The 12,633-nt window shown below is 63.6% G+C and carries 10 protein-coding genes; 1 reads left to right on the top strand and 9 read right to left on the bottom strand.

Features of this window, described 5'->3' with window-relative positions:
- Positions 1 to 3: 3 nt before the first annotated feature.
- On the top strand, positions 4 to 1,050 hold the full coding sequence (locus tag C0058_RS21010; RefSeq protein WP_102369488.1) for an EscU/YscU/HrcU family type III secretion system export apparatus switch protein: 1,047 nt from the start codon (positions 4 to 6) through the stop codon (positions 1,048 to 1,050).
- An 84-nt stretch (positions 1,051 to 1,134) separates the two neighbouring features.
- Here C0058_RS21010 and C0058_RS21005 read toward each other — a convergent pair whose 3' ends face one another.
- From C0058_RS21005 to C0058_RS20965, 9 genes are all read right to left on the bottom strand, one after another.
- Positions 1,135 to 4,605, bottom strand: a complete 3,471-nt coding sequence (locus C0058_RS21005) for a hypothetical protein (protein WP_102369487.1) — start codon at positions 4,603 to 4,605, stop codon at positions 1,135 to 1,137.
- Positions 4,606 to 4,711: 106 nt separating this feature from the next.
- Positions 4,712 to 5,443, bottom strand: a complete 732-nt coding sequence (locus C0058_RS21000) for a UTRA domain-containing protein (RefSeq protein WP_003208308.1) — start codon at positions 5,441 to 5,443, stop codon at positions 4,712 to 4,714.
- A gap of 38 nt (positions 5,444 to 5,481) precedes the next feature.
- Positions 5,482 to 6,048, bottom strand: a complete 567-nt coding sequence (pnuC, locus tag C0058_RS20995) for a nicotinamide riboside transporter PnuC (protein ID WP_102369486.1) — start codon at positions 6,046 to 6,048, stop codon at positions 5,482 to 5,484.
- A gap of 15 nt (positions 6,049 to 6,063) precedes the next feature.
- Entirely contained in the window at positions 6,064 to 6,900 is an 837-nt protein-coding gene (locus tag C0058_RS20990) for a 5'-nucleotidase, lipoprotein e(P4) family (protein WP_102369485.1), read from the bottom strand.
- A gap of 12 nt (positions 6,901 to 6,912) precedes the next feature.
- Positions 6,913 to 9,060, bottom strand: coding sequence for a TonB-dependent siderophore receptor (locus tag C0058_RS20985; protein ID WP_102369484.1), 2,148 nt, complete (start codon positions 9,058 to 9,060; stop codon positions 6,913 to 6,915).
- A 126-nt stretch (positions 9,061 to 9,186) separates the two neighbouring features.
- On the bottom strand, positions 9,187 to 10,059 hold the full coding sequence (locus tag C0058_RS20980) for a sulfurtransferase (RefSeq protein WP_102369483.1): 873 nt from the start codon (positions 10,057 to 10,059) through the stop codon (positions 9,187 to 9,189).
- A complete protein-coding gene (locus C0058_RS20975) occupies positions 10,056 to 11,174 on the bottom strand; it encodes a phosphotransferase (protein WP_102369482.1) in 1,119 nt (372 codons plus the stop codon). The genes C0058_RS20980 and C0058_RS20975 overlap by 4 nt, the downstream gene beginning before the upstream one ends.
- Positions 11,171 to 12,091, bottom strand: a complete 921-nt coding sequence (locus C0058_RS20970; protein WP_102369481.1) for an ABC transporter substrate-binding protein — start codon at positions 12,089 to 12,091, stop codon at positions 11,171 to 11,173. The genes C0058_RS20975 and C0058_RS20970 overlap by 4 nt, the downstream gene beginning before the upstream one ends.
- Positions 12,092 to 12,238: 147 nt before the next feature.
- The gene (locus tag C0058_RS20965) at positions 12,239 to 12,631 is read right to left on the bottom strand and encodes a Rid family hydrolase (RefSeq protein WP_003208292.1); all 393 of its coding nucleotides are present in this window, start codon (positions 12,629 to 12,631) and stop codon (positions 12,239 to 12,241) included.
- Positions 12,632 to 12,633: the final 2 nt, after the last annotated feature.

Below are 12,633 nucleotides of genomic sequence, written 5' to 3'. Positions count from 1 at the left end.
CGCATGGGCGATACCAGCGAAGAGAAGTCCCAGCCGGCCACGGATAAAAAACTCAAGGACGCGCGAAAGAAAGGCCAGGTCGCCAAGAGCCAGGACCTGGTCTCGGGCATGGTCATCCTGTTCTGCACCCTGTGCATTTCCATCCTCGCGCCCCGGGCCCAGGCCCAGGTCACGGCGCTGATCGACCTGACTGCGCAGATCTACATCGAACCCTTCGCCACGGTTTGGCCACGGGTGCTGGACCATGCCGAGCAACTGGTGATCGGCATTACCCTGCCGGTGATGGCGGTGACCACCGGGGTGGTGATCCTGACCAATATCATCACCATGCGTGGCTTTGTGTTTTCCGTGGAGCCGATCAAGCCGGAGTTCAAGCGTATCAACCCGGCGGAAGGCTTCAAGAAGCTGTTTGCCCTGCGCAACTTTGTGGAGTTCATCAAGGGCCTGATCAAGGTGCATGTGTTGGCCGTGGCGTTCTACGTGGTGGGGCGGCATGCGTTGCAGGCGTTGATGGAGTCGTCGCGGTGTGGCGCGGGGTGTATCGAGTCGACGTTTTTCCTGGTGCTCAAGCCGCTGGTGTTTACCGTACTCGCGGCCTTCATCCTGGTGGGCGGGGTGGATGTGTTGATGCAACGCTGGCTGTTCGGCCGCGACATGAAAATGACCCGCAGCGAGACCAAGCGCGAGCGCAAGGACATTGACGGCGACCCGTTGATCAAGAGCGAACGGCGACGCCAGCGCCAGGAGATGCAGGCGCTGGCCACCAAGCTGGGGTTGGGCCGGGCGTCGATGATGATCGGCACCACCGATGGCTGGGTGATAGGCGTGCGTTATGTGCGTGGTGAAACGCCGGTGCCGGTGGTGGTGTGCCGCGCTTCGCCGGAGGACGCGTTGGGGATGTTGCAGGAGGCGTTTGATTTAGGGATACCGCAAGCGCCGGACAAGGGCTTGGCGGAAGCGATTGCGCGCAAGACGGTGCCGGGGGATCCGGTGCCGGATGCTTCGTTCCAGGCGGTGGCGGACTGGTTGGTGGCGGCGCGGTTGATCTGACGATCTTGAGCCGAACACCGATCAAAATGTGGGAGCGAGCAAGCCCGCTCCCACATGGGTTCTGCCGGGTGTCAGGAAGTTCAGTTATGGCTTGTCCACATCATGGTACTCACCCCCATACCCATCCCCCACCCGCCAGATAATGTCGTGGTTCTCATTGGTCCATTCCGACGGTTTCAGCGAGTACTTGTAGTCCTCTGAGTTACGGTTATTCCCGTCCCCGATAAAGTCCGGGTGGTCCCGCCGATGGTCGCCCCCGCGGATACTCGACCGCGCATCCCACTCTTCCTTGCGGAAATCAAAAATGCTCTGGTCCTGCGGCGCATCCCGCTGGCCCCAGTCGGAGAGGTACGTCTGCAACCACACGTACGCTTCATCTCCGTTGGGCTTGAGCAGCCCGTCCTGCTTGAAATCCTGGATCTGGTCCCAGTTCTGCATCGAGATCTTGTGCAGCTTGTGGGACTGCACCGTGCTCAAGATCGCCCCGACAAACGACAACGCGCCGGAGATCAAGAAACCCACCGGTCCCAGGAACGGAATGATCCGCCCGGTCACCCCCAGCGTGCCCAGCACGCCGCCGGCCGCGCCCACCAGGCTGCTGACACCACCGGCCATCGACAGTGAGCCCGAGGCGATTTTCACCGGGTCTTTCTCGCGCACACCATCACGCAAGGTAAACGCCGCCTGCACCACACTGATCACGCCGCCTGCCACGTCGGTGGCCATGCCGATCACCTTGATCGCGCTGCTGGCGAACTTCGCGCCAAACCCGGCCCCGGCCACGCCGCCGCGGCTGGCGATGCCTTTTTCAATGCCTTCCTGGATCTTCGCCGCACCTTCGTCGCTCCAGCCGCCGCTGTTGAGGGCCTTGCCCACGTCCTTGCCGTCGTCCATGGCCTGGTCGACGATCTCGAAGTACTTCTTCTGCACCGCCTCGGCGTCCTTGGGCAGCGCGTGGTACCCCTCGCCGGGCTTGGCCCACAGGTCGGGCAGGGAACGGTCGAAGCCCATCAGCTTGTAGGCGTTGGTGCCGCGCAATTTGTCGTAGACCTTCAGGCCCAGCGTGGCGAAGTGCGAGCCGGTGCCGAGGAAGCCGAGGAAGTCGTTGGCGATGCCCAGGCGCTTCATCGGCGTATCCGCCAGCTTGCCGCCTTGCCCGGCGAGTTGGTAGACGATACGGCCCATGCCGATTGCGCCGCCCACAGAGCCGAGTACGCCGTTGTCCTTGAGGAAGTTGAGGTTCTTCACGAACGAACTGCGGTTCTCTTCGCTGAGGCCCGGCATGATCTCCTTGCTCACGGCCTTGTCGATGTCGCTGAAGCTGATCACGCCGTTTTTCTGCCAGGTGTCGCCGAGGGAAATCATCGCCTTGCCGAAATCGGCGGCGGCGTTTTTGTCCTTGAGCAGTTGGTCGACGAACTTCGAATACACACCCAGCGCCTGGCGCGGCAGGCCGTCGGCACTGCCCTTGAGCATCGACAGGATTGCCATGGTGTTGTCGGTGGTGGCCAGGGCGGTGTTGTCGTCGGAGATCTTGGTGGGATCGTCCATCAGCTGTTCAACGGCATCGGTGTAGCCGTCGATCTGCAGGTTTTGCAGGAAGTTGTCGGCCTTGGCCGGGTCGATATCGGCCAGGGCGGTGTAGGCGGTCTGGATTTCCTGGGTGGCCAGTTCGGTCTTGCCGCTGTCCTGCAGGGACTTGATGTACTGGGTGAAGTTCTCCGAGGAGGTGCTGTCGATCAGGCGCTGCCTGGTCTCATCGACCTTCGCCTGGCCGCCGTCGACCTTGCCCAGGGCTGCGTCGTGGTTGGCCTTGATGTCGTGCTGGATGGTCGAGTCGCCGAGCAGGTCGTTGATGGTCTGGTCGATGGCCTTGGTGTCGAAGATGTTGTCGCGTACATCCCGCGAGGTCACGTCGATGGGCGTGGTGGCGATGCCCTGGTTGCCGAAGCCGTGCTCGGGAATGATCGACATGCCATTGTCGGCCATGCTCCTGGCTTCCACCGCCCGTAGGAACTTGGCGCGCGGGTCGTCCTTGCCGATGCTGCCGTCCTTGACCCCGGCGCGGTAGCTGTCCACCAGGGTTTTCATCGACAGGTCCTGCACCGACAGCGGGTTGCCGCCTTCATCTTTTTCGGTGGTGGTGAGGTTATCGACGGAGACGTCCTTGAGGGGCGGCAGGCCGTTGTCGGTGCGCAGCTTGTCGACGTCGGTGGTTTGCGCGGCGATGTCGCTGCGGTAGCTGGAAATCTGCTCGAACAGCTGTGGATTGCTGTCTTGCGACACCACGATTTTCTCTTCGCTGCCCCCCGGCTTGTGCTGGGTGAAGGCGATCAGGCCCGGGCCATAATCACCGGCGCCGCCGACGCTCATGATGTCTTCGGTGGAGGCCAGGTAAGCGTCCGGGGCGGCGAGGGTGTAGCCGTCGCCCTTGGCCTTTTCGATGCCGGCCAGGGTTTGGCCCTTGCTGGTGTAGGCGGCGAAGGCTTCGGGGGTGATGTCCTTGGACACCACCAGCAGTTTACCGTCGGCCTGGTTGACCACCAGGATGCCGTCCATGGGCGCGTCGACCTTGCTGATGTCGCCCAGCTTCAGGCTGGCCTCGTCCTTGCGCAGCAGTTCCTGGCCGGGCAGGGACTGGGCGTTCTTGATGTAGTCGAAGGCCTGCGAGCCTTCGCTGGCGTGCACGGCGTGGAGGAAGTTGTAGAAGGTGCCGCCCGCGTTGGGGTTGGGGTTGCTGAGGTCGGCGCCGGGCTGCGGCAGGTCGGCTTCGGACTTGCTGATCGCGTACTTGTGGCCCTGGTGTTCGAACAGGATCACTCCGGCGCTGCTGTCTTCGGACACCACTTTCAACTGGCTGAAATCGAGGTCGCCCGGCAGGCTGGTGACTTCTTCATAACCTTTGGATTTGCCGTCATTGAGGGCTTCCTTGGTCACCCCGGCCTGGGTGTAGGTGCTGAACGCCTGGGGCGTGAGCAATTCGGAAATGACCAGAGTCTTGCCGTTTTCAAGGCTGACCTTGAGGATGCCGTCTTCAGCCTTGCCCACGGATTTGATGTTGGCCAGGCGCACGCCGTCGCCGTCTTCGCGCAGCAGTTGCTGGTCGGGGTTCTTCAGGCTTTCGACGATGGCCTTGCCGGCCGGGGTGCCCTGGGTTTCGGCCAGGGTCTGGAGGAAGGTGTACAGCGGGGTACCTTCGTCGGGCCCGCCCTGGTTGACCGGGGCTACGGCATGGCCGAAGCGCAGGTTCTTCAATACGTCGAAGCCGTCCTGGGCGTTGGCCGCACCCTCGGCGCTGATCTTGTATTTGGCGCCGTCCTGTTCGAAGTAGATCACCCCGGCGTCCTTGTCTTCGGAAATGACCTTGAGCTTGTCGATGTCGAGCTTGGCCGGGAGGGCGGTGACTTCCTTGTAGTCCTCGGGCTTAAGGGTTTTGTCGCCCGGCCCGGTGCTGGCAAGGATTTTGGCTTTGTTCAGGACGGCGTCGAAAACCCGCTCGGGAGCGTTGGGTTGATCGACGCGGGGCGACGCGGATTTTTCGGGGCGGGTGATCATCGGTTCAGTCCATGTGAGGGGCGCACGAGGACTCGATAGTAGGGGCTGCAAGCGAGTGAAAACGGGTTCGTTGGCAACAAGTCACAAGCTTTCACAGGTGTGAAATTCACGTCCCGGGGTAGCGCGTCTCCATCACGACGGACAATGCATCCGGACGCCAGAATTCCTGGTCAAACTCCACCGGCTGGTCATCCTCGCCGAAGTTCAAGCGTTCCAGATACACGCTGGTGGAACCGGTGGACAATTGCAGCAACTCGGCCTGTTCTTCATTCACCGTGCCAATGTGCATCTCCAGCTCACACCGCGACAGCACCCGGGAAAACCGCTCCCGCAGCAGTTGGGTCAGCGAGGTATTCAAGTCGGCGTCCAGCAGCCCAGGGCACCAGCTGGCCAGCAGCGCGTTGAACTCCAGCAACACCGGCCGCCGGTCGATCCAGCGCCGCCGTTGCAGGAAAAACATCGGCTCATCCGCCGACGCGAGGCCCATCCGCCTGGCCAGCCAGTCGCCCGCGGGGCGCAGCTCTGCGTGCAGGCATTCGGTGCGCGGCGTGCGGCCCTGGGCACTCACATAATCCATGAAGCCGCTGATGCGCGTCGGGTCATAGCGGATGCGCCGGGGGCTGACAAACCAGCCGCGACGGTTTTCCCGGTACACCAGGCCTTCGGCTTCCAGCTGCTGCAAGGCCTGGCGCAAGGTGACCCGGGTGCAGCCGAAGCGCTCGATCATCTCCCGTTCGGACGGGAATTTCTCATCCGCCTGCGGCACACCCGCCGCGATATCGTGGGCGATCTGTTCGCGAATGCGCTGGTAGTGCGGTGAAATCGGGTCGAAAGGCATCCTGGGGTTCCGTGTGCAGGCCTGGCGTGGGCGTGACTCTACCGTTCCTGTTGGCGCAGGTCACGCTGCCACGACACCAACCCATACGCCGCCAGCACCACAAACCCGGCATACAGCGCAGCGGTCAGTTGCAGGTCCTTGTACACAAACAGGCCCACGTAGACCGTATCCAGCACGATCCACAGCCACCAGCTCACCACATACTTGCGCGCCGCCCACAGGCTGGCCACCAGGCTGAAAGCGGTGAGCAGCGAGTCGAGCCACGGCAGTGCGGCATCGGTGAAGTGGTGCATGGCGGCGCCCAGCAGCAGCGCGCCGATCACCCCGGCGAGCAGGTGCCGCCATGCTTCCTGGACCGGCAGCCGTTCCACCCGCACCTTGCCCGCGTCGATGCGCCCGGTGCTCCAGCGCCACCAGCCGTAGCCCTGCAACACAGCGAAGACCAGTTGCAGGAGCATGTCGGAATACAGCTTCACGTCGAAGAAGATCCAGCCGTACAGCAACACCGCGACCACGCTGACCGGCCAGCACCAGCGCACCCGTCGGGCGGTGAGCCACACCCCGGCAATATTGAAGATCACAGCGACTATTTCCAGCGGCGTCATACGGTCCCCTCAGGGTCAGTTTTGCAGGTGCAGCGCCTGTTGCTTGAGCTGGCGCTTGCGTTCAAAGGGCAGTTTTTCCTGGTCGCCATACGGCGCGCTGTACCAGTTGCCGTAAGTCGGGTTGGGCAGCACGAACCAGCGCTGGCCGAGCCAGCCCAGGTAGGGTTCGGCGGCCTTGCGCTGGGCGTCCAGGGTGTTGTGTTCGGCCTGCACGAAATCCCCCAGGGAATCACCCGCCAGGATCAGCACGCGGGCGTGTTGGGCGACCCATTGGCGTCGGCAGTTCTTGCCGTAGCCGGCGTGTTCGCAGCCGCCAATGGGCGTGCCGGCAGCCAGTACCTGCTGCTCGCTGTCCACCGGAAAGCCCCGCAGGCGCAGGTTGTTGACGGTGGCCTGGACCTGGCTTTGCTCGCGGTTGGTGATGTAGTACACCGTGATGCCTTTGTGTTTGGCGGCCTGCAGGAACGTCACGGCGCCCGGCAGCGCCTGGGCCTTGGCCTGGTCGACCCAGGTGTTCCAGCGGTCGTAGGAGTAGACCTGGTTGTTGACGACGTCCCGGGCATTCAGCGGGATGTTGTCGAGCACGGTCTCGTCGATGTCGATGATCACCGCTGGCGGCAGCCCGGCCAGATTGCGCGGTGGCAAGGGCAGGGCGTCCCAGTCCGGGGTCTTGAGGGCCACGTCCAGTTGGCGAGTGGCGTTGGCGAACACCTGGCGGTAGATCAGCTCGTGCTCGATGGAGGTCTGGGTCCACAGCACCGCATCCAGCTGGTCGTTGGCGGGCGGTTGCTGCTGGCAGCCGACGAGGGCGGTGGAGAGCAGGCACACACTGGCAAAAATCAGATTACGCATGAACAGTCAGCCTCAAAAATTGACGGTGGCGGATAACCGCGCGGTGCGTGGCGCGCCGAGGAACAGGTAGCCATCGCCCGCCGATTCACCCACATCGCGCCAGTAGCGTTTGTCGAACAGGTTGTCGACGGTCAGGCGCAGCACAGTATCGTAATCACCGACTTTGGTGCTGTAGCGTCCGCCGACATCGAACACCGCGTAGTCGTCGACCTTCACGCTGGCCTCGCGGTTCGCGTACTTGCTGCCGCTGTATTGCACGCCGCCGAGCAGGGCCAGGCCCTTGATTCCGGGAATGCTGTAGTCGCCGTGCAGGCTGGCGCGCAGCTTGGGCACGTTGATCGCCTGGTGGCCGTCGTAGTCGTCGGTACCGCTGCCGCTCACCCGGGCGCGAATCGCCGCCACGCTGGCGGACACTTGCAGGTTGTCGGTCACCCGACCATTGGCCGAAAGCTCCAGGCCGACGTTCTTCTGCTGGCCCTGCTGTACGAAGGTGATGCTGCCGTCATCGTTGGGCCGGTTGTATTGCAGGTCCTGGGTGATCTGGAACAGCGCGGCGGTCAGGCTCAGGCGCTGGAAGTCACGCTTGATCCCCACTTCCAGCTGGCGCGAGGTGGTCGGTGGCAAGACCTCATCGGCGTTGCTGCTGAACCATGCCGCGGTGCCGCCCAGGGACAGGCCCTTGCTGTAGCTGGCGTACAGGGTGGTGTCCGGGCGCGGCTTGTAGATCAGCGCCACCTGGGGCAGGAATACGCTGCGCTGGGTATGGCGGGTGGTGTCGCCGGCCTGGTCGTAGGTTTCTTCGTCGAGGCGCACCTGGCGCCCGCCGAGAATGGTTTGCCACTGCTCGTTGAAGCTGATGCGGTCGCTGGCGAACAGCCCGTATTGGCGGCTGTCCAGGCGCCGGTAGGTATGGCCCAGCGGCCCCTCGTAGGGGTCAAGCACCGGCGGCTTTTCGTAGATATTGCCCTCGCCGATGTATTCGTTGACCGATTCACGCCGGTCCACCAGGCGGCGGAAGGCAGTGGTGCCGAAGGTCAGGTCATGCTTGAGAAAACCGGTGTCGAACTGGCCGTTGAGGGCGGCCTGGGCTTCTTCGTTGCTGCGGGTGTCATCGGGGCTGCGGTAGTCCGAGATGTCGTAGTCGCCCTCGGCGCTGAAGTGGTTGGGCACTGCGGTGTTGGCACAACTGGCGGCGCCGTAGCAACCCCAGGCGAAGGTGCTGTAGTCGTCGATCACCACGCGGCTGCGGGAGGCGCTGAAGCTGGCTTTCCAGGCCTCGTTGAAGCGGTATTCGAACAGGCCGTCGAGGTTCAGCGACTTGATGCCCACCGGGTTCGACCAGCTCTGGTAGCCCAGCAGATCCCGTGGCGACACGTTGTGGGGCACGGTGGTGCCGCCGAGCAATTGGTATCCGGGCACCGAGCGTTGCTCGCGGTTCTGGTATTCGGCGTTCAGTTGCAGCAGGGCGTTGGGGCTGATGTTCCAGTCGAGGGCCAGGGAGGCAAAATCCCGCTGGCCGTCGGCGTGGTCGACGTAGGAACGGATGTCTTCGTGGGCCAGGTTGACCCGCACCCCCACCTGCTGCTCGGCACCGAGCCAGCCGCCGACGTCGGTGGCCAGGTAGCGCTCGCCGTGTTCGTTGGTGGAGACAGTCACCGAGCGCACGTTCTCCGGGCGCTTGCTTACGTAGTTGATCAAGCCGCCGGGTTCGGACACGCCGCTTTGCAGCCCGGACAGGCCCTTGAGCACTTCCACTTGCTGCTTGTTTTCCAGTGCGACGTTCTGTTCGCCAGTGATGGTGCGACCGTTGATCTTGTAGCTGCTGGCCGGGTTCAACGAGAAACCGCGCACCACGAAATTCTCGTAGTAACCCACCGGCGCATAGCTGTCGCCGACCGAGGCGTCATTCTTCAATACTTCACTGAGCAGGCGGGCTTGCTGGTCTTTCAGGCGAGCCTCGGTGATCACCGCCACCGAGGCCGGGGTGTCCAGCAGCGGGGCGTTATCGAAGCCGGCGACAGCGGCCTTTTTCGCCTGGTAGTCGGTGGCCTGTTCACCGACTACGGTGACGGTGTCCAGGGTCGCGTCCTGGGCGTGGGCGGCCGTGGCGGCGAGGGTGATGCTCAGGGCGAGCAGGGTGTGACGGTACGGTGTTGCCATAAAAGGAGCGCTCCAAGGGCCTGCCCGCTGGCGCCTCGCGCTTTATTGGGCGCAAAGGGGCCCAGCGCTGCGCAACGGACGGGTTGCCAGTACGAAATTAAAAAGCCGGGGTCGCCGCAAAGGGCGTCAGGCCGGAGCTGCTCCGGTAGTCATTGGTAAGCGTGCGTCGGCGGCCCATTCCTGCAGCGAGCCGTCGTAGAGTGCGAGGTCCTGGCGACCCAGCAGGGTCAGGGCCAGGGCGTTGGCCGCCGCGGAAATTCCGCCGCCGCAGTACAGAATCAATGGACCGTCGCTGTGCAGCAGCGTGGGTCCGATAGCCACGGCCAGGGCGTCCTTGGGCAGGTAGCGACCCTGTGCATCAAACAGCGTGCGTGCCGGCAGGTTGTGGCTGCCGGGAATGTGCCCGCGCCGGGCGTAGCGGGTGGCTGCGGTGCCGTCGAACAAGGCGCTGCCCAACGCGCAGACGAGTACGCCGGGTGCTTGTCCTGCGGCCACCGCCTCAACGCCTGCGCGGTCGATCCACAGTGGTGCGTAGGTGCTGATTGGCCAGGGTTCGACGACGGGTGTGTTCGCAGGCTGCCCGCTGTGCTGCGGTAACCCCGCCCGTTGCCAGGCGTTGAAACCACCGTCCAGCACGCCGGCGTGAATGCCCAGCCCGCGCAGCATCCACCACAGGCGTGCGGCCCAGAAACCGTCGGCGCGATCGTAGATCACCACGTTGCTGCCGACGCCTGCACCCAGATTCGCCAGTGCCTGAATCAGGGCTTGCGGTGTTGGCAGGGCGAAGCTGTAGCTCGCTTGAACGTCGGCCAGATCGGTCAGCAAATCGGCATGCCGTGCGCCGGGGATATGTGCGTGCAGCCAACCGGCATGTCCGCTGGCGACCCGGTAATCACCGTCAAAACGCGGGGACGGCAGGACGACGGTGGCGTCCAGTATCACCAGCCCGGGCTCCCCGAGGTGGGCATGCAGCCAATCGGTATCGACCAGGATACTCATACGGATTTTCGCCGCAGGTGGTTGAGCAATCGTTGCCCCTGGGCACTGGCAAACCACTGCAGATGGCCCAGCAGGTAGGCGTGATAGGCCACGTCGGCGCTGCGGGTGGAACCCACTACGCCTTGGTAGTACGCGATTTCGGACAGGGCAAAATCCACATGCACCAACGGCAGCAGGGCGCTCAGGGTGTGCAGGTCCTGGGCGCTCAATGGCCGGCCCCGATGATAGCCGGTGAGCAATGCGTCGACGCTGTCGAGGTCCGCTGCTGCCAGTCCACCGCTGTCCAGGTCCAGCCAGGGCACGGCGTTGCGTTCGATGGCGGTCGCCAGGTCGTAGAGGGCGAAGGTGCGGTCGGCGAGGCCGAAGTCCAGCACGCTGGCGACGTTGCCGTCTGCATGCCACAGCAGGTTCGAGGCGTGCCAGTCGTTATGGGTCCAGAGCGCCGGTTGTTGGTGCAGCAAGGGTTGCAGGGGCGCGTGCCAGGGCAACAGCAACTCGGTCAGCCGTGCGTGCCAATCCTTGTCGGCGAGGTACTCGGTCAGCGCGGGGGTGTTGGCGATCGCGGCCAGTGGCGCGGGTTGTTCGATCACCCGGGCGTTGGCCAGCAGCACTTCTGTTTGACGGCGGGGTGCGCTGTAGTGCTCGGCTGCCAGGTGCAATCGAGCCAGCGCCACACCCGCCGCCTGCGCATGTTGAGTGCTTTGGAAGGGCGACCACGACAGCGCATCGCGGTACAGGTCAAGGCCCTCGGCGACATGGTGAATCTCGTAGGTCCATTCACCTTGCGTCGTGGCCGTTGCACCGTGGCGGTTCGGCACCACTGCGGCAACCGGTGCGCCGTGGCGATGCAGGTGGGCGATCAGGCGGTGTTCTTCTTCCAGCCATGCGGCTTTGCGCACGTGCCGGTGATGCCGTTTGACGAACAGGGTGGCGCTGCCGGTATTGATCAGCCCGGCAGCGGAGAACGGTCGCGGGCTGTGCCAATGCAAACTGCGCAGTTGACCCAGTTGCGGGTACTCGTGCAGCAGCTGTTGGATATCTGCTTCGTGCAGCGCTGGCCAGTCGGCAGCTACCGGATCAAGCCCCAGGCCATGGGCGGTGCGTTGTGGATTCATGCCGTCGCCCCGGGCAGATAGGCGTTGCTGGTTGCCCCTTGCCACACCTGCGGATTGTCGAGCACCGCGTGCTCGTGCAGCCACTCGGCATAAGGTTTCAGCAGCGCCTGGCGTTGCTCGCCCCAACGACCGTCATGCAGCCAGGTCGGAGCGATTTTGTGCAGGGATGCGCTGAGCAATTCCGCCGGGAAATACGGTGTAGTGTGCTCATAGGCTGCCAGCGCGATGGCTGGCTCTTCGGCCACGGCGAGATAGCCACGGGCAGTGGCCGCGAGGAAATCACGCACCAACCCGGGCTGCTCGGCGAGGGTTTGTTCGTGGGCGCCCAACAGGTAGCTGTGATACGCCGGTGCGCCAATCTGATCCACCGGCAACACCACCCGGCGTTCTGCTTCGATGGGGCTGTGCATCAACGCTTCCCAGGCCCAGTAGCCGCCGAAACTGGCATCGGCGATGCCTTCGGCCAACTGTTCGGGCCGCAACTCACGTACGCCGCTGTCCACCAGGATCACGCCATCAGGGTCGCCACCGTCGTTGCTCACCAGGTGACGCACCATCGCCAAACCCCGTGGCGTGGGGTTGAGCGCCAGGCGCTTGCCCACCAGGTCTCGTGGGCGGCGGATACCGGAGTCGGTCAGGGTTTGAATCGACTCAAGGCCCGCATGATTGATCGCCGCGATGCCTTGCAGGGCTTGCCCCTGGCCGCGCCGGACCAGCAGGCGGTTGCTGGGGAAAATGCCGAAGTCCGCCGCGCCGGTCAGCAGGTGCTCAAGGGTGTCGCCACGGTAGGGGTCGTGCACCACCAACTCCACATCCAGGCCCAGCTCGGCGTACCAGCCGCGTTCCCGCGCCAGGTACAAACCCGCCGAATTCGGCCAGGGATGAAAGTACTCCAGCATTACCTTTACCGACACCATCGCTTGCTTCTCCAGCCTGCAGTCTTTTGATGGGGGCGATTTATAAGGGAGCAATCTGGTATATACCAATATCGTTTATTGCTATGGATATAACCGGGACCAAAAAAAACCGCGGCCCAAGCCGCGGTTTTTTACTCATCGCCTGGGTCAATCGGCAACGATGGCGTACGTTTCGATTTCGACTTTCTGCCAGGGGCGCAGCATCGAATCCACCTGAATCAGGCTGCTGGCCGGGCGAATGGCGTCGAACACCTCGCTGTGTGCCTTGGCGACGGAGGCGGCATCGTTGATATCCCGCAGGTAGACCACGGTGCGCACTACGTCTTCAGGGCCCATGCCCGCCTCGGCCAACACCTTGTTGACGGTGACGAGAATGGCCTGGGCCTGTTCGTAAGCATTGCTGTGTTCGTAATCGGGTGAGGCGCAGGTGCCGGAGATGTGCAGGTGGTTGCCCACGCGAACGGCGCGGGAATAACCGAACACGTTTTCGTACTGACCGCCCGAGGAAATAGTTTGCCGCGCTGTGGTTTTACTGGTCATGG

It is taken from the genome of Pseudomonas sp. NC02, assembly GCF_002874965.1.
Classification (GTDB): domain Bacteria; phylum Pseudomonadota; class Gammaproteobacteria; order Pseudomonadales; family Pseudomonadaceae; genus Aquipseudomonas.
This window is presented reverse-complemented; position numbering and strand designations above follow the sequence as displayed.